The sequence below is a fragment of the Micromonospora sp. NPDC047753 genome (assembly GCF_040642735.1).
In the GTDB taxonomy this organism is placed as follows: domain Bacteria; phylum Actinomycetota; class Actinomycetes; order Mycobacteriales; family Micromonosporaceae; genus Micromonospora.
Genome location: NZ_JBEYSL010000080.1, coordinates 1 through 17,627 on the forward strand (window position 1 = coordinate 1; position 17,627 = coordinate 17,627).

17 protein-coding genes are annotated in these 17,627 nt (G+C 70.6%); 6 read left to right on the forward strand and 11 right to left on the reverse strand.

Translation table 11 applies throughout. The features are described from left to right. From ABZ749_RS09925 to rpmH, 9 genes are all read right to left on the reverse strand, one after another. A partial coding sequence (locus ABZ749_RS09925) for a hypothetical protein (protein WP_357225343.1) occupies positions 1–995 on the reverse strand: 995 nt, incomplete at its 3' end. Between the two features lie 1,507 nt (positions 996–2,502). Continuing rightward, positions 2,503–3,519, reverse strand: coding sequence for a ParB/RepB/Spo0J family partition protein (locus tag ABZ749_RS09930; RefSeq protein ID WP_357225347.1), 1,017 nt, complete (start codon positions 3,517–3,519; stop codon positions 2,503–2,505). Positions 3,520–3,546: 27 nt separating this feature from the next. Next, entirely contained in the window at positions 3,547–4,872 is a 1,326-nt protein-coding gene (locus ABZ749_RS09935) for an AAA family ATPase (RefSeq protein WP_357225351.1), read from the reverse strand. Positions 4,873–5,128: 256 nt separating this feature from the next. Further along, complete coding sequence (gene rsmG / locus ABZ749_RS09940) at positions 5,129–5,983, reverse strand: 16S rRNA (guanine(527)-N(7))-methyltransferase RsmG (RefSeq protein WP_357225355.1); 855 nt, start codon at positions 5,981–5,983, stop codon at positions 5,129–5,131. A gap of 4 nt (positions 5,984–5,987) precedes the next feature. Next, entirely contained in the window at positions 5,988–6,605 is a 618-nt protein-coding gene (locus ABZ749_RS09945; RefSeq protein WP_357225357.1) for a R3H domain-containing nucleic acid-binding protein, read from the reverse strand. Between the two features lie 212 nt (positions 6,606–6,817). Then, positions 6,818–7,807, reverse strand: a complete 990-nt coding sequence (gene yidC / locus ABZ749_RS09950; protein WP_357225384.1) for a membrane protein insertase YidC — start codon at positions 7,805–7,807, stop codon at positions 6,818–6,820. 2 nt (positions 7,808–7,809) lie between these two features. Continuing rightward, entirely contained in the window at positions 7,810–8,106 is a 297-nt protein-coding gene (yidD, locus tag ABZ749_RS09955) for a membrane protein insertion efficiency factor YidD (RefSeq protein ID WP_357225359.1), read from the reverse strand. After that, on the reverse strand, positions 8,103–8,519 hold the full coding sequence (gene rnpA / locus ABZ749_RS09960) for a ribonuclease P protein component (protein ID WP_357225364.1): 417 nt from the start codon (positions 8,517–8,519) through the stop codon (positions 8,103–8,105). Before rnpA ends, yidD begins: the two co-directional genes overlap by 4 nt. Positions 8,520–8,553: 34 nt before the next feature. Next, the gene (rpmH, locus tag ABZ749_RS09965; RefSeq protein ID WP_007453904.1) at positions 8,554–8,691 is read right to left on the reverse strand and encodes a 50S ribosomal protein L34; all 138 of its coding nucleotides are present in this window, start codon (positions 8,689–8,691) and stop codon (positions 8,554–8,556) included. A gap of 626 nt (positions 8,692–9,317) precedes the next feature. Between rpmH and dnaA the strand changes: the two genes are divergently transcribed. The 5 genes from dnaA to ABZ749_RS09990 all read left to right on the forward strand — a co-directional run bounded on the left by dnaA (position 9,318) and on the right by ABZ749_RS09990 (position 15,721). Next, the gene (dnaA, locus tag ABZ749_RS09970; protein ID WP_357225387.1) at positions 9,318–11,147 is read left to right on the forward strand and encodes a chromosomal replication initiator protein DnaA; all 1,830 of its coding nucleotides are present in this window, start codon (positions 9,318–9,320) and stop codon (positions 11,145–11,147) included. A 776-nt stretch (positions 11,148–11,923) separates the two neighbouring features. Further along, positions 11,924–13,057 (forward strand): DNA polymerase III subunit beta, encoded by a 1,134-nt coding sequence (dnaN, locus tag ABZ749_RS09975; RefSeq protein WP_210782097.1) that lies wholly within the window; start codon positions 11,924–11,926, stop codon positions 13,055–13,057. A gap of 40 nt (positions 13,058–13,097) precedes the next feature. Beyond that, entirely contained in the window at positions 13,098–13,970 is an 873-nt protein-coding gene (gene gnd / locus ABZ749_RS09980; protein ID WP_091396544.1) for a phosphogluconate dehydrogenase (NAD(+)-dependent, decarboxylating), read from the forward strand. 16 nt (positions 13,971–13,986) lie between these two features. Beyond that, positions 13,987–15,120: a DNA replication/repair protein RecF gene (recF, locus tag ABZ749_RS09985; protein ID WP_357225371.1), complete on the forward strand. Its 1,134-nt coding sequence runs from the start codon at positions 13,987–13,989 to the stop codon at positions 15,118–15,120. A 58-nt stretch (positions 15,121–15,178) separates the two neighbouring features. Further along, on the forward strand, positions 15,179–15,721 hold the full coding sequence (locus ABZ749_RS09990; protein WP_357225392.1) for a DciA family protein: 543 nt from the start codon (positions 15,179–15,181) through the stop codon (positions 15,719–15,721). A 10-nt stretch (positions 15,722–15,731) separates the two neighbouring features. Here the strand turns inward: ABZ749_RS09990 and ABZ749_RS09995 are convergent, their stop codons facing one another. Continuing rightward, positions 15,732–15,959, reverse strand: a complete 228-nt coding sequence (locus tag ABZ749_RS09995) for a hypothetical protein (RefSeq protein ID WP_357204834.1) — start codon at positions 15,957–15,959, stop codon at positions 15,732–15,734. 125 nt (positions 15,960–16,084) lie between these two features. Here ABZ749_RS09995 and ABZ749_RS10000 point away from each other — a divergent pair, with 125 nt between their 5' ends. Continuing rightward, entirely contained in the window at positions 16,085–16,573 is a 489-nt protein-coding gene (locus ABZ749_RS10000) for a MarR family transcriptional regulator (RefSeq protein ID WP_357225375.1), read from the forward strand. Here ABZ749_RS10000 and ABZ749_RS10005 read toward each other — a convergent pair. After that, positions 16,558–17,112: a hypothetical protein gene (locus ABZ749_RS10005; protein WP_357225379.1), complete on the reverse strand. Its 555-nt coding sequence runs from the start codon at positions 17,110–17,112 to the stop codon at positions 16,558–16,560. The two genes, ABZ749_RS10000 and ABZ749_RS10005, sit on opposite strands and share 16 nt — an antisense overlap. Positions 17,113–17,627: the final 515 nt, after the last annotated feature.

Here is a 17,627-nt window from a genome sequence, read left to right on the forward strand (position 1 = left end):
CGGAGTCCGTCGGTGGCCGTCGTGGCAGCGCTGCCGGATGCCCCGCTGCCGGATGGTGCGGTGGTGGAGTCCCGGGTGCTGGCGGCCGGAACGCCGGGCAGGTCGGTGGCAGATGCCGTCCGAGCGGGTTCAGCCGCCGGACGGTTGACCGTGCCCGACTCGGCGGGCTCAGCCGCGCGGCCGGTGACGGTGGTCGTCGTCGAGCCGGCACCGGCGCCGGGGTCCGCTACCGGCTCGGCCCGGGGGGCGCTGTCGGCGTCGGTCGGATCAGGAGTGGAGTCGAGGGGCGGTTCCGGGATCTCCTCTGCCGCCTCGATGACCGAGACGGCCTCCGTCCCGGCTGCTGCCGCTGAGGCAGCCTCCGCTGCCGCAGCGGCGTCCGCGGCGGCGGACTGGGCCAGCAGGCTGGACGGCGCCTGCCACTGGATGCGGGGCGGCTCGGCGAGCGGGCGGCCACCGAACTCGGCGAGCCAGGCCGCGACGAGCGCCAGATTTTCCCGCCACTGCGCCTCGGAGATCGGCGGCAGGATCGAGTCCCACAGGGACAGGAACGTGCCCCGCAACTGAAGGCGGCCGTACGGACGAGCGAGGAACCACATGTGCAGATGAGCCGAGCCGTCGCCCCAGCGATTGACGTGCACCCGTGCCACGCCGTCGAGCGACCGGATGGCCCGCTCCAGACGTACCGTCATCACCCCCAGCTCGGCAGCCAGCAGGTTCGGCAGGTCGCCGAGGTCGAGGTGGGTGCGCGATTCCAGGATGAGCACCATGGGCAGGCCGGTGGGCCGGTCCATCGCGCGGACCCGCCACCGCTCGCCCACCCAGATATAGGCGTCGTCGGGTGCGTTGCAGGCGGTGCATTCCCGGAGACCCTCGCCCTTCCGGGGCGGTTCGACCGGGACCGGATCATCGAGTTGCTTCACGTGGAGGTCACCCTCGAAGGGAAATGACGGCCACTGGGTGAAGTCCGGGACTGAGGGAGGGTTGTCGTGCACGACGCTGACCCTAACCGAGTCTGGCACCGCTGTCCCTACCTGATCGAGCGGTCCCGGGCCACCGGATCGGTGCCCACCGCCGGCCGGCTGCTCGTGCTCGCGCAGGCACCGAGAGGCGATATCCACAGGCTGCCGAGATCCTGAACACAGGCCGTCATCCACAGGCTCACACCCGCTCCCACGCGCTGTTTCACGTGAAACGGGGGGTGCCTGTGGACAACCGGTGTGGATAACTTTTCGGCCAGTCGGTCGTTGTCCGCGAGCCTCCAGATCGGCGGGTTCGACGGCCACCGGAGACGGAATCCAACGGGTGCCTTCCGAGGGGCTCCGCGTGCCACAGTCGGAGCGGTATCCGGCCGCCGGCGACCGTCCGCCGGCTCATGTGGCCTACGCAGGCACCGATGGGTTGGCTCGTTCGCCGACCCGCACCAAGCACAGACCTCGACCGTGCGGTCTGGATGCCCGGAGGCCCGGATGCTCTGAACGGCGCGAAGGACGGAGAGATCGCACCGCAGCACCGACATCGAGTGTCTGAGGTGAAGGGGTCACGCCGCTTGTACTAGCCACCCCGACCCCGGGTTTCGATCGGTGCCAGCGAGCCGCTGTCTCGGTTTCACGTGAAACCGCGTGCCCGGCGGCCGAGGCGATCCGGGGGCGGGCTCGCGCTTACGGCCATCACCGCCGACGCCGCGCGTACCCACGGTCGGTAGGCGCGTACGCGGCCTAGCGACGTGTACCTAGTTCACGAGGTGTCGCGGCCTTGCGGTGTGGCGGCCTCGCGGTGTGGCGGCCTCGCGGTGTCGCGGCCTCGCGGTGTCGCGGCCTCGCGGTGTCGCGGCCTCGCGGTGTCGCGGTGTCGCGGTGTCACGCTCGGCGGCCCAGCACCCGGCGGTCCAGCGGCCCAGCCAAGTTGCTGTGAGGCTGCTCCGGAAGACCCAACCCCGATCGCGGGCCTCGGCCCCCTACCGATAGCCACGGAGACGTCGTTTCGCGCCACTCAGCGGCCCGCTGGCGCTTTGATCGGCGCTAGGGGCAGTTGCGGACGAGTGGACCTTCCCGGAGGCTTCTGCGAGGCGTGTAGAGGTTCCATCAACGCCCGCACTCACCCAGCGGCCGCCGCCAGTCGCGAGCCACGCGCCCCGTCGCCAGTCGCGCCACCGCGCCCGCCCGTCGCTGCGTCCGCTCCGCCACCAGCCGCTCACGACACCAGGCCCGTCGCCCACCGCCGCGCGCACCGCCTAACGGCGCCCTCGCCGCTCGCCGATTGCTTTCGCACCTGCCGGCCAGCGCGACCAACCGGACCCTCCGGCCCCGCCCCCGTTCAACTTCTCCGGCAGAAGCAGGACCCCTGGTTGGCTGGGCGACCCGAGGATGGCAACGGGTCCACGGTCAGGCCGATCTCGGAATCAGGTCCGACGCCTGTTTCACGTGAAACAGGCGTCGACGCCGGGGATGCAGAACGGCCGCGCTCCCGGTGGGGTGGCGCGGCCGTAGGCGAGCGGGCGGGTCAGTCCTCCCCGCTCTCCTCCTGTTGCACTCCGATGATCCCGACGATCCGCTCAAGGTCGTCCACCGTCGCGAACTCGATCGTGATCTTGCCCTTGCTCCGGCCGATGTCCACCTTCACGCGGGTGTCGAACCGGTCGGAGAGCCGATCGGCGAGATCGGTCAGGGCCGGCGCGTGCGCGTTGGGTCGCCGCTTCGCGGCCTGACCCTTCGCCGGACCGTCGTTGAGCGCCAAGGCCACGATCTCCTCGGTCGCCCGAACCGACAGCCCTTCGGCCACGATCCGCAGAGCAAGCTGTTCCTGCGCCTCCGCCTCGTCGAGGCTCAGCAGGGCGCGAGCGTGCCCCGCCGACAGGATGCCGGCGGCCACCCGGCGCTGCACCTGTGCGGGCAGGTTCAGCAGTCGGATCGTGTTGGAGATCTGCGGGCGGCTCCGGCCGATCCGGCGGGCCAACTCCTCGTGAGTGGCCCCGAACTCCTCCAGCAGTTGCTGGTAGGCGGCGGCCTCCTCCAGCGGGTTCAGGTTGGCCCGGTGGATGTTCTCCAGCAGGGCGTCGCGGAGCATCGCGTCGTCACGGGTGTCCCTGACGATCGCCGGGATGCTCTCCCGCCCCACCGCCTGGGCGGCCCGCCAGCGCCGCTCGCCCATCACCAGTTCGTACTTCTCGTCGTCGAGCTGCCGAACGACGATGGGCTGGAGGAAGCCGACCTCCTGGATCGAGGTCTTCAGCTCCTCCAACGCCTCCTCATCGAAGACCTGGCGGGGCTGCTTCGGGTTGGGCATGATCGCGTCGACCGGGATCTCGGCGAATCGAGCACCGGGCACCGGGCTCAGCACGGGCTCCGGCTCGCGGATCGGCGCGCCAACGGGCACAGCGGCGACGGCTTCGGTGCTGCCGCCGCCCAGGTGCTCGTTCTCCGGCTCGGCCGTCGCGGTGCCAGCGACACCCGGCGCGGGCCCGGTCGGGATCAGCGCCCCCAGGCCCTTACCCAGACCGCCCCGAGGACGGTTCTTCATGCGACGCCTCCCAGCGACTCGTCCGCACTACGCATTCCGGCCCACCGGCTCCTTGACGCCTCGCTCGGCGATCTCCTGGGCGGCCTCGAAGTAACTCGTGGCGCCCCGCGAACCGGGATCGTAGGTCATCACCGACTGGCCGTAGCTCGGCGCCTCGGAGACCCGGACGTTGCGGGGGATGACCGCCTGGAGCACCTTGTCGCCGAAGTGGTTCCGGACGTCCTGCTCGACGGCGTCGGCCAACCGGGTGCGACGGTCGTACATGGTCAGCAGGATGGTGGAGACATCGAGCTTCGGGTTGAGGTGCTGGCGTACCAGGTTGATGTTGTTGATCAGCTGGTTGAGCCCCTCCAGCGCGTAGTACTCACACTGGATCGGGATCAGCACCTCCTGCGCGGCGACCAGCGCGTTGACAGTGAGCAGGCCGAGCGAGGGCGGGCAGTCGATGAAGACGTAGTCGAACTCGCCCGGGTAGGCGGCGATCGCCCGGTCCAGACGCGACTCCCGGGCCACCACCGACACCAGCTCGATCTCCGCACCCGCCAGGTCGATGGTCGCGGGTACGCACCAGAGGTTGGGGATGCCCTCGACCGCCTGCGCCACCTCGGCCAGCGGCACGCTGTTGATCAGGCAGTCGTACACGTCGGGGATTCCGGTGTGGTGTGGGACGTTGAGCCCGGTCGAGGCGTTGCCCTGCGGGTCGAGGTCGACCACGAGCACCCGGTTGCCGTGCAGGGCGAGCGCCACCGCAAGGTTGACGGTGGTGGTGGTCTTACCCACGCCACCCTTCTGGTTGGCGACGCACATGACCCGGGTCCGGTCCGGCCGAGGCATTGTCACCTCGCCACTGGGATTCAGGATCTGCACGGCGCGCATCGCCTCCATAGCCAACGGTGGGTCATCCTCTTCGCGCGTCGGGGTTTCACGTGAAACGTACGTGGGATCGGCCGCCACGGCGGCCAGCGACTCGGTCGAAGCGACCGGGGGGTCGGCGACCACCGGCTCGGCGTCCCGAACGGCCGCCGCAGTGGGTTGGTGGGGGACGGCCGGCTCGAAGCGAACCGCCGCGGCGGTGTTTCGGCGACCTGAGGTGGACCGCACCTCGGCGGCGTTGACGGGTCGACCCGACGCCTCCGGCGTCCGGCGACCACTCGCCGGCTCCGGAATGGTCGAGCCCTCCGGCCGCCCGGCACCCGAGGGCGGGTCGAGCGCGGCCGGCGGATCGCCGTCGGTAGGTCGGGTAGATGGCCCGGTCGCGCCGGGCGACCAGCTCGGGTAGTCGGTTTCACGTGAAACGGGATCGCTGGGCGACCCGGTCACGCGTGGATCGTCGTACCTGCCGTCGTCATGCACCTGTCATCCCTGCCCGCTTCGGATGGTCGGTCCGCGCCCCGGTCAACTTGGCCGCATCCTCGCCCGCAGCCCGGGGCGTACGGCCCGCGGGAGCGGTCGGAGACCCGCGACGTCCGTCACCCGCTCCACACTATCGACGCGCGGTCAGCCTACGGCGGACGGGCGCGGCCGGTCCACGTCGGGTTCTCATCCCCTCGTCCATCCGTACCGGTACAACGAGGCAACCCACCGGCCGGAAGCCCGATGGCGCGAAGTGTCAACCTCGGCGGGAGCGTCCACTCCGGGCGCGCTTCTTGGCCGCCGGGCGGGCCGGGCCGACCATCCGTTCGCGCACGATCTCCACGACCGTGGTGGGCGGATCGATCACGCCGACGCCGCAGAGCTGCACGGCCGGCTCCCCGCCGCCGAGTCGCGCCACCACCTCGGCGTGCTCCTCGATCTCGGTGGCGGCGGACGAGCCCTTGAGCGCCAGCAGCCGACCACCGCGAACCGCCAGAGGAAGGCTCCAGCCCGCGAGCCGATCCAGGGGCGCGACGGCGCGCGCGGTCACCACGTCTCCGCTGATCGGCTCCCGGCCGCTCGACCCGCTGGCCGCCTCGTCGGCCCGACCGCGGAACACCCGCACCGACCTGGCCAGCCCGAGTCGCTCGACGACCTCGATCAGGAACGACGTCCGCCGGGCCAGCGGCTCGATCAGGGTGACAGTGAGGTCGGGGCGGGCGATGGCCAGGACGAGACCCGGCAGACCGGCGCCGGAGCCGACGTCGAGCACCGTCGCCCCGGCCTGGATCCGCTCCGCCACCGCGGCGCAGTTGAGCAGGTGCCGGTCCCAGATCCGGGGTGCCTCCCGGGGGCCGATCAGGCCGCGGACCACCCCGTCGGTGGCCAGCAGTTCGGCGTACGCGGCAGCCAGGTCGAGACGGTCACCGAAGAGCGTCAGCGCGGCCGGGGCCAGCTCGGGCGGCAACGCCGCGTCGGCCGGGGACGGGGCGGTGTCGCGCCCTGCCGAGTCGGCATCGGCGTCGCCCGTGGCGGGGTGGACAGCGGACGGCCCGGGCGGCGTGCCGCCCGGGCCGGACACGGCATCGGCCGTGTTGTCGTCGTGGGTCACCCGGTCAGTCCGCGGGCCGTACGACGATGCGCCGGTTCGGCTCCACACCCTCGGACTCGCTCGCCACGCCGGACATGGCGTTGACGACGTCGTGCACGCACTTGCGCTCGAACGCGGACATCGCCTCCAGGCGGACCGGCTCGCCGTACTCCTTGACCTTCTCGACGGCGTTCTTGGCGACCGCGGCGAGTTCCTTACGGCGGTTCGCCCGGTAGCCACCGACGTCGAGCAGCAGACGGCTCGGCGTACCGGTCTGCCGGAAGACGGCAAGGCGGGTCAGTTCCTGGAGCGCCTCCAGGGTGGCGCCGCGCTGACCGACCAGATTCTGCAGCCGCTCGCCGACCACCTCGACCATCGGGCGGCCGGCGGCGACCAGCTCGTCGATGTCGCCGTCGTAGTCGAGGATGTCAAGCAGGCCCTCGACGTAGTCGGCGGCGATCTCGCTCTGCCGGAACAGGTCGCCCTCGCCCACAGCCTTCTTCACCCGGGTGCCGGCGGCGGTGTCGGTGTCGTCGTCCGCCTCGGTGTCATCGGCTTCGGTGTCGTCACCGTCCACCGCGATCGTGGCGGTCTCCTCCTCGTCCACTGACTGCTCGGCGCGGGGGATGCTGGTCTCGGTCACGGTCTCATCTCCGTACTCGCTCGGCCGGACCGTCGGGTCCGACTGGTTTCCCGGGGCCGGCTGGAGGTTGCCGGTGCCCACAGGCACGTCTGTACGGGCAGTGTCGCCCGTGGCCGCGCGGTGCGCGGTCGGTTCCGCCCGGCGCCGGCCGTACGGCGGCTGCGCGGTGCGGAACGGGCCGCCGCCGGATCGCCGGCGACGGCCCTCGCTGGTCAGCCCTGCCGCTTGGCGGGGCGGCTCTTCTTCGGGTTGTTCACCGGCTTGGCGCCCGGCTTCGGCCCGGCAACCTTGGGCGCGGTCGCCTTGACCGGGGCCGGCGGGGTGGCCTTTCCGCGACCGAACAGGCCACCGGACTTGGCCGGCTGCACCGGGTTACGGCTGGCGGCGGGCGCGACGGCCTTCTTGGCGGTCACCGGCGGCGGGAACTTCCGCAGCACCCACTGCTGCTGGCCCAGGGTGAAGAGGTTGTTGGTGACCCAGTAGATGATGACGCCGATCGGGAAGATCGCGCCGGAGATCAGCAGCGACGCGGGGATGCCGTAGAGCATCAGTCGCTGGATCATCCGCTGCTGCGGGTCCTCGGCCCAGCCGGTCTTGAGGATCATCTGACGGCTGGTCAGGTAGGTGGTGGCGATCATGACCAGGACCAGGACACCAGCGATGATCTTCACGGTGTTGCCGTTGGCGCCGAGGCTGGCCAGTTCGTCGGCCGTCGAGCCGAACTTGCCGGCGATCGGGGCGGTGAAGAGCTTGGCCTGCGAGGCGCTCTGGAACTGGTCGGCGGTCCAGCCGTAGAGGGTCTGGTTCTGCTTGTCCGGGTCGAGCCGGCGCAGCACGTGGAAGAGGCCCAGGAAGACTGGGATCTGAAGGAACATCGGAAGGCAACCCATCAGCGGGTTGGCCTTCTCCTTCTTGTAGAGCTCCATCATTTCTTTCTGGAGCGTCTCCCGGTCACCCTTGTGCTTCTCCTGAAGCTCCTTGACCTTGGGCTGGAGCGCCTGCATCGCCCGCTGGGACTTGATCTGCTTGACGAAGACTGGGAACAGGATCACCCGGACGGTGACGACCAGGAAGATGATGGACAGGATCCAGGCGAAGTTGGTGCCGATCACCGCCCCGACGGGCACCCCGATGGCGTCCCAGGCAGAGTGCCAGGTCAGCAGGATCCACGAAATCGCGTAGTAGATCCAGTCGAGACTCAGACTCAATTCGGGGCTCCAGTCACATCAGCACGGCGGCGGCCGCCCGGCTCCGGCACCGGGTCATGTCCACCAGGGTGAAAGGGGTGGCAGCGCAACAACCGCCGGGCCGCCAGTACGGCTCCCCGGAGCGCGCCGTGCCGAACGACCGCCTCCTGGGCGTACGCACTGCACGACGGGTAGAACCGACAGCGAGCCGGCAGTGCCGGGCTTATCCACCGACGGTACGCGATGATGGGCGCGATCAGCACCTTGGCACCGGTTGTCGACGGCCGTGGGCTGCCCTGCTCGGTGCCGCTCATCGGGCCCGCCGTTCGCGCGGCGACCGGGCGACCGCGATGGCGGCGTCCAGGTCGGTGGCGAGCCGAGGGTACGACGCCTGCGCGGCGGCGGGGAGCGCCCGGACGACAAGGGTGCTGCCGGCGGGCAGGTCGGTCAGCCGTTCCCGGACCAGCGCCCGCAGTCGGCGCCGGACCCGGTTACGGGTCACCGCGTTGCCGACCGCCTTGGACACGACGAAGCCGGCACGGGACGGCACGGACGACTGCTCCGCACTGGTGTCCCGTACCGGCTCCGGCAAGGTCGGTGTGCTGGGGTCGACGGTCACCGGCACGCTCAGGTGGACCACGACGGCACCACGTCCGGCGCGTCGGCCACCGCGAACCGCTGCGGCGAAGTCAGTGCTGCGCCGCAGTCGCTGTGCGGCGGCCAGCACGACTGCCCACGTCCCCTGGACCGGCCCGGTCGGCTCAGGCCGACAGGGTGGTGCGACCCTTGGCGCGACGGCTCGACAGGATGGCACGGCCGGCACGGGTGCGCATGCGCAGCCGGAAGCCGTGGGTCTTCGCGCGCCGGCGGTTGTTCGGCTGGTAGGTGCGCTTGCTCACGTCAGGCTCTCCGTTTTCGTACGCGCCCCGCGCGACGGGATCGCCGGGGTCGTGTGGTGGTCCAGGCCACCTCGACGGTGGCCCACGATCGGTGCTGTCCGGCGGAGCGGGACCTCGGCGATGCGGGGATGCGACCGCGGACAGCAAGCACCCATCACCCTAGCAGAGGGCGGGAAAGCAGCCATTCCAGCCTACGCAGGGGTGCAATGACCGTCAAACACCCCGAGCAGGGGGACAACGGGACGCGCCCGAGGCCGAAGGGCGGTTTTCACTGATGCCGACAAGGCCGTCGCCGCGTCACCGGTTGATGGCGCAGGGACAACGCTGTTACCGTGCCCGATTGCGGTGAGCGTCGGAAGCTCCGGTCGTCGCGCAGGCAAGACCGGACATGGCAGTGAATCGTTCGGCACGGTGAACCCGCTTCAGCGCCCGATCAGGCAGGGGCAGGTCCCACCCGCGTCCGGCGGCGGCCACAATCGGTCGGTACACAGGCTGTGGATAACTTGTGGATGACCACCGGTCGACCGTCCGGGTGGGTGTTGTTCCACCCGCGAACGCGGCGGGCCCGGGACGGCCGGCTGGCAGACAGCGGCGGCCGGGAGCAGAAGCGAGGGGGTGGCACGACGGTGGCCGGTACGACCGACCTTGCCGCGGTGTGGTTAGCGGCGACCGACGAGCTCGCCGACGAGATCATCTCCGCCCAGCAGCGTGCCTATCTCCGACTGACCCGACTGCGAGCGATCGTCGAGGACACCGCACTGCTCTCCGTTCCGGACGCGTTCACCCGCGACGTGATCGAGTCACGGCTGCGCCCGGCGATCACCGAGGCGCTCACCCGCCGGCTCGGCCGACCGATCCAGGTCGCGGTCACCGTTCGGGTGGCCGAGGACGCCACCGGCCGACCGGCCGGCACCGTCTACCGCAGCGCCCCGGAGACCGGGCAGCTCGACATCGACGGCCCGGGTGTCGCGCCGTTCGACGACGACCACGGCCCTCGACCCTCGGCCGACGCGATGATCCCTGAGCAGTCGCCAGCGCCGCGTCACCCCGATCCGGGTCCGCTGCCCGCGCCGGCTGGTCCGCCGCTCGCGCCCCCGCTGGAGGGGCATCGCGCCGGGTTGATTCCCGCCAGCAGGGACGGGCAGGAGGCGCTGTTCAGCGCCTCCTTCGCGGAGCCCCTGCGGCCCTCCCGGCCGGGTCCGGACCGGCGCGGTTACGACGAGCAGGCCGCCCGCCTGGACCCGTCCGGCCCCGACACCCGGCCCTACGATCCCCGCTACCGGGACGACTCGGCGTCACCGCGCGACCAGCACGTGATCCGTTCGCTCCCCCGGGACAGCGGGACGGACAGCGGCCCGGGTCGCAGCGCGGTGGACCATCGGCCCGGTGGCCGGGACGACCGTCGGTTGCCCGGCGCCGACACCGGCGGCAACCGGCTCAACCCGAAGTACATGTTTGAGACGTTCGTCATCGGCTCGTCCAACCGCTTCGCCCACGCGGCGAGCGTGGCGGTGGCGGAGTCGCCGGCCAAGGCGTACAACCCGCTGTTCATCTACGGGCACTCCGGGTTGGGCAAGACGCACCTGTTGCACGCGATCGGGCACTACGCCACGACGCTCGGCAACGCCCGCTCGGTCCGGTACGTGTCGACCGAGGAATTCACCAACGACTTCATCAACTCGCTCCGGGACGACAAGACCAGCGCGTTCCAACGGCGCTACCGCGACGTCGACATCCTGTTGATCGACGACATCCAGTTTCTGGAGAACCGCGAGCGCACCCAGGAGGAGTTCTTCCACACCTTCAACACCCTGCACAACGCCAACAAGCAGATCGTGATCACCTCTGACCGGTCGCCGCGCCAGCTCGCGACCCTTGAGGACCGGATGCGAACCCGGTTCGAGTGGGGGCTGCTGGCCGACATCCAGCCGCCGGATCTGGAGACCCGGATCGCGATCCTGCAGAAGAAGGCGGCGCAGGAGCGGATGTACGCCCCGCCGGACGTGTTGGAGTTCATCGCCTCGCGGGTGTCGAACTCGATCCGGGAGCTGGAGGGCGCGCTGATCCGGGTGACCGCGTTCGCCAGCCTGACCCGGTCGACCGTCGAGCTGTCGCTGGCCGAGGAGGTGCTTCGGGACTTCATGCCCGACGGCGCCGGTCCGGAGATCAACGCTGACCAGATCATGGCCTCGACCGCTGACTACTTCGGGGTGAGCCTGGAGGATCTGCGCGGCCAGTCCAGGTCCCGGGTGCTGGTCAACGCCCGCCAGGTGGCCATGTACCTGTGTCGGGAGTTGACTGAGCTGTCGCTGCCCCGGATCGGGCAGGCGTTCGGTGGCCGGGACCACACCACTGTGATGCACGCCGACCGGAAGATTCGTCAGCAGATGGCGGAGCGCCGCTCGCTCTACAACCAGATCGCCGAGCTGACCAACCGCATCAAACAGAACAGCTGAGGCGTACGACCGCCCGCACGGCGGCGCACAGCCGCAGGACACGCCCGACCGGATCTCCGGTCGGGCGTTCTTTTTGGTCAGTCAGCTGGACTCTCGACATGGTGCAGACCACAGCATTGAGGCCGTGACCGTCTCGATCCCCACTCGTTGTCCACAGCTCGTTGTCCACCGTCGGTGGATAACTACGGACCGTCCCTCGCCAGTTACCCACAGGCTGTGGAGAAACCCTGTGTACGAGGCTGTGGACGCCTGGGGACGACGGTCAGGTTATCCACCGATCATCATCAACCTGTGTACGAGCTGTTGAAGGTTCTGGGGATGACGGCAATGGTGATCTTCCCCGCGATCCACAGGCTTGGGGAGAAAGTCGGTGGATTACCGGTGGACAACCGGTGGACAACGGTGGACAACCGGCCGTCGTCGCCGGGCTGTGGACACACAAGCCGGTTGTACCCCGGGTTCTCCACAGCTAAATCACCGGTGGATAACCTGTCTGACCTGCGCAGACCTCGGTTTTCCACAGTTTGCACAGGTGCGATGAAGACGATGAGTTATCTCTTCTAAGAGAACAAAAACCAATCATCACCGTTGGGCTTTCTGTGGATCGGGCCGAACGCTGTCGGATCAACCGGTCAGCATCGACACGATCCGTGGGGTCGGGCGCACAGCCGATGTCCCCGCGCCCTAAGGTGCGATGGGTACCCGCACGGTCGGGCGGGACGGTAGGCAGCGGTCGGCATGAGAGAGTTGTCGCTGACGTCGACGCGGAGGCATTGATGAAGTTCCGAGTGGAGCGCGACGCGCTCGCCGAGGCTGTGGCGTGGACCGCGAAGAGCCTGCCCAACCGGCCATCCGTACCGGTGCTCGCCGGGGTGATGCTCCGCGTCACCGACGGCAACCTGCGGGTCTCCGGGTTCGACTACGAGGTCTCCAGCCAGGTGACCGTCGAGGTGCAGGGCGACGCCGACGGTGCCGCGCTCGTCTCCGGCCGCCTGCTCGCCGAGATCACCAAGGCGTTGCCGGCCAAGCCGGTGGACATCGCCGCGGTCGGCGCGCATCTCGAGTTGGTCTGTGGCAGCGCCCGGTTCACGCTGCCCACCATGCCGGTGGAGGACTACCCCGCGCTGCCCGAGATGCCGCAGAGCGCCGGCACTGTCGACGCTGCGGCGTTCGCCACCGCGGTGGCCCAGGTGGCCATCGCCGCCGGTCGTGACGAGACGCTGCCGATGATGACCGGCGTCCGCGTGGAGTTGTCGGGCGACACCCTGTCGATGCTCGCCACCGACCGTTACCGGTTGGCGCTGCGCGAGATCCAGTGGCGGCCGGACGACCCCGAGGTGAGCATCAACGCCCTGGTGCCCGCCCGCACCCTGAACGACACCGCCAAGGCCCTCGGCCCGCTGGGCGGCGAGGTCACCCTCGCGCTCGCCCAGGGCGCTGCGGGCGAGGGCATGGTCGGCCTCGCCGGCGGCACCCGACGTACCACGAGCCGGCTGCTCGACGGCGCCAACTACCCGCCGGTGCGGTCACTCTTCCCGGCCACCCACAACGCTGCGGCGCGGGTGCCGGTCAGCACGCTGATCGAGGTGGTCAAGCGGGTCGCGCTGGTCGCCGAACGGACCACCCCGGTGCTGCTCAGCTTCAGCGCCGACGGCCTGGTGGTCGAGGCCGGCGGTTCCGAGGAGGCACGGGCCAGCGAGGCGATGGAGGCGACCTTCACCGGTGAACCGCTGACCATCGGCTTCAACCCGCAGTACCTCATCGACGGTCTGGCAAACCTGGGCGCTCAGACGGCCGTGCTCTCGTTCGTCGACGCCTTCAAACCCGCGGTGATCTCTCCCGCTGGCGAGGATGGCGAGGTCATTCCGGGGTACCGGTACCTCATCATGCCGATCCGCGTCTCGCGCTGATCGCGCCCAGCAACACCCAGATCCACGGAGGTAGAAACACATGCAGCTCGGCCTGGTAGGACTCGGCCGTATGGGCGGCAACATGCGGGAGCGGTTGCGTTCGGCCGGGCACGAGGTGGTCGGCTTCGACCACAACGCGCAGATCAGCGACGTCACGACCATCGCGGGCCTCGCAGAGAAGCTTGAGTCGCCCCGCGCGGTCTGGGTCATGGTGCCCGCCGGTGTCACCGACGCCACCATCGACGAGCTCGCCGAGGTGCTCGGCGAGGGCGACATCATCATCGACGGCGGCAACTCGCGCTTCAGCGACGACGCGCCCCGCGCGGAGCGACTCAACCAGCGGGGCATCGGCTACATGGACGTCGGGGTCTCCGGCGGCGTCTGGGGCCGGCAGAACGGCTACGGGCTGATGGTCGGCGGTGCCCAGGAGCACGTGGACCGCCTGATGCCGATCTTCAACGCGCTCAAGCCGGAGGGTGAGTTCGGCTTCGTGCACGCCGGCCCCGTCGGTGCCGGGCACTACTCGAAGATGGTGCACAACGGCATCGAGTACGGCCTGATGCACGCCTACGCCGAGGGCTACGAGCTGATGGCCGCCTCGGAGCTGGTGACCAACGTGCCGGGCGTCATCAAGTCCTGGCGGGAGGGCACCGTCGTCCGTTCCTGGCTGCTCGACCTGCTCGACCGGGCGCTCGACGAGGATCCGGAGCTGGCCGATCTGAGCGGCTACACGGAGGACACCGGCGAGGGCCGGTGGACCGTCGACGAGGCGGTCCGGCTGGCGGTGCCGCTGAACGTCATCACCGCTTCGCTCTTCGCCCGGTTCGCCTCGCGGCAGGACGACTCGCCCGCCATGAAGGCCGTCTCCGCGCTGCGTCAGCAGTTCGGTGGCCACGCCGTCCACAAGCGCTGAGCGGTATCCACAACCTGTGTACGTTCACCGGCTGGAACTGGTCGACTTCCGCTCGTACGAGCGGGTGGCCGTCGACCTCCAGCCGGGAGCGAACGTCCTGATCGGGGCCAACGGCGTCGGTAAGACCAACCTCGTCGAGGCGCTGGGCTACGTGGCGACCCTGGACTCGCACCGGGTCGCCACCGACGCGCCTCTGGTCCGGATGGGTGCCACGTCCGCGGTGATCCGCTGCGCTGTGGTGCACGACGGCCGCGAACTCCTGGTCGAGCTGGAGATCGTGCCCGGCAAGGCCAACCGGGCGCGACTGGGCCGGTCACCGGCGCGGCGGGCACGGGACGTGCTCGGTGCGCTCCGGCTGGTGCTCTTCGCCCCGGAAGATCTTGAGCTGGTCCGGGGCGATCCGGCTGAGCGCCGCCGCTACCTGGACGACCTTCTGGTCAACCGGCAGCCCCGGTTCGCGGGCGTGCGGGCCGACTACGAGCGGGTCGTCAAGCAGCGCAACGCCCTGCTGCGCACGGCGTACCTGGCCCGCAAGACTGGTGGCTCCCGCGGTGGTGATCTCGGCACCCTCGCGGTCTGGGACACCCACCTGGCCCAGCACGGGGCGGAGCTGCTCGCCGGCCGCCTGGAGCTGGTGGCCGCGCTCACCCCGCACGTGGCCAAGGCGTACGACGCGGTGGCCGCCGGTCGGGGTGCGGCGAGCATCACCTACCGGCCCTCGATCGAGCTGGTCGAGCCGACCACCGATCGGGCCGCGCTGGCCGAGGCGCTGACGGCGGCTCTGGCCGCGTCCCGCTCCGCCGAGATCGAGCGGGGCACCACCCTGGTCGGCCCACACCGCGACGAGTTGGCGCTGAGTCTCGGTCCACTGCCCGCCAAGGGGTACGCCAGCCACGGCGAGTCGTGGTCGTTCGCCCTCGCGTTGCGGCTGGCCGGGTACGACCTGTTGCGCGCCGACGGCATCGAGCCGGTGCTGGTGCTCGACGACGTCTTCGCGGAGTTGGACACCGGCCGCCGGGAGCGGTTGGCGGAGCTGGTCGGCGGGGCGAGTCAGCTGCTGGTCACCTGCGCCGTGGACGACGACGTGCCAGCCGCCCTGCGCGGCACCCGCTACCAGGTCGGCGAAGGGACGGTACGCCGTGTCGGATGAGTCAGGCAGCAAACGACCAGCGGCCGGCGACGGCCCTGCTGCGCGTACCCCGAAGGCGGTGCAGGGTTCGGCGGGCGGTGAGCCGGCGGCGGCCGCCAGCGGGCCGGAGCTGGCCCGGGCGGTGCTAGACGCGGCGCTGTCCCGACGGCAGGCGGCGGCCCGCGCCCGGCGTACCCCCGGCGGCGGCGACGCTGCCGGCGGCTCGGGGCGGCGGTTGCGCGGCTACTCCGGCCCCGGGCCCGACCCGCGCGATCCGCAGCCGCTCGGCGCTGTGCTCAACCGGCTGGTGAAGGCGCGCGGCTGGCAGCAGCCGGCCGCCGAGGCCACCGTGTTCGGCGCCTGGGAGCGGGTCGTCGGCGCGGAGGTCGCGCAGAACAGTCGCCCGGTGAAGTTGGAGAACGGCGAGCTGACGGTGGAGGCGCGTTCGACAGCCTGGGCCACTCAGCTGCGGCTGCTCGCCGGCTCGCTGCTCAAGCAGATCGCCAGCGAGGTCGGGCACAACGTGGTGCGCAAGTTGCACATTCACGGCCCCGCCGCGCCGTCGTGGGGAAAGGGGCCGCGCCGGGTACGCGGCCGGGGTCCCCGCGACACCTACGGCTGAGCAGCGCCGTTCAGCCTCGCCGGTCGGCCTCGCGTGCTGCCCGCTTGCGTTCCCGCTGTTCCCGGGTGAAGCGCTTGCGCTCGGCCAGGTCCCGTTTCCACGCTTCGCGGGCCTCGGCCGAGCCGCCCTGCACCGCGCCCTGCACACCCTCGGCCGGGCCGGCGAGGTGCCGGAAGGCCCACCGCATCAGTCGGCCGCCCTCGCCCGGGGTCCTGGTGACCGCGCCGTCCTCGCTCATCTGCCGCCCTCTTCCGCGCGTCGCCTCGCCGGTGCTCGCCCGTCGCCCGAGCAGACCTTTGGGGCACCAATGGTTGGTGTGCCAATGATCGGTACGATAGTCACCGTGCGCAGAGAGGGCAACCGATGAGCGAACGACCTGGTGGCGTCGACCCGCTGGCCCTGGAGCAGCAGGTCTGCTTCGCCCTCTCGGTCGCCGCGCGCAGCGTGGTGGCCGTCTACCGGCCGCTGCTGGAGCCGATGGGGCTGACCCATCCGCAGTACCTGGTGATGTTGGCGCTCTGGCAGCACGCGCCACTGTCCGGTCGTGACCTCAGTCGCCTGCTCCAGCTCGACCCGGGCACGCTGTCACCCCTGCTCAAGCGGCTGGAGACGGCCGGCTACCTGCGCCGGGAACGCGACCCGAGCGACGAGCGCAGCCTCGCCGTCACCCTCACGGCCAGCGGTGCCGCGCTGCGGAGTCAGGCCGAGCTGATCCCGGCCGCGATCGTGCAGCGGCTCGGGCTGCCCGTCGAGGACCTGCAACATCTGCACGCCGTGCTCACGCAGGTGATCTCGGCGGCCAACCGGCCGGCCGCCTCGGAGTCTGACGCGGCGGCTCAGGCGTCGGCGTAGACGGCGAACCCGCGCTCGGCGCAGCGCCGGTAGAACGCCGCCAGCACGCCCAGCTCGGCGCAGGTGAAGTTCCACTGCGGCGGGTCACCGCTCTCGTCGCGCAGCGCGTCGAGCCGGCTCTCCAGCCAACGCAACTGCTGCTCGGCCAACCGACCGTCGCCGAGCAGGGAGCGCAACACGATGCTCACCGACTCGAAGGTGACCGCCTCGCCGGTCGGACGGTGCGCGGCCACGAACCGTTCGATGCCGCCCGCGATCCAGGAGCAGCCGTCCGGGTCGATCACCGGGTCCTCGTCCTCGGCGGCGGCGTCTGTGGCGTACAACACACCTTCGAGGCCGAGAAGCAGATCCACCAACTCGGTGTACGCGGTCGCCCGGATGGTGCCGGTCTTCGCGATCAGCTCGGCCAGGGCCGCGGTCGGCGCGGAGATGCGCGGCAGGTCGACGATCTCGCCGAAGTCGACGAACTCGGCCGGCGCGACCGGATCGTAGAAGCGGCCGGTCCGCGGCCAGTGCACCGCGACGTTGTCCAGCCCCATCTGTCACCTCTTAAAGAGCACGTGTCGGGTCGATCGGGTCGATCGTCCCGGTTCCAACCGGTAAAGATCAAGGCCGGTTCCGGGGCGCCGCAAACGTACGGCACCGACGCTTCGGCCGCGACCCCCGACCCGCCCGACCGCGGGTCAACCCGTCCTGGGGCGGCGCGTGCGATGGGGGTCAGGCGTGTGGGGGGAGTCGTGGGCGGCAGGGTTCTGCCGGCTATGGACTTCTCAGCCGCCTCGCTGAGGGTGCCGAGTGGTGGTTCTGTCCCCCGCGCACAGTAGGATTGACAGCGAGACGAAGACCCGGTGCGGGAGTGCGACGGGGCCGGTGGGCCCCAGATTCATTCTCCACGTCGGGTCGAGCCGATCGCGATCCGCGGGCAACCGCGGCGACCGGCGCGTTCGACCCGCTGTCCGGAGTTCTTCGGCACAGGTCTGCGCGCCGACGTCGCGTCCTGTCCGCCGAACCCGCGCCCGACGCGCCCTACCGGCGTGGCTGACGCGAGAAAGTG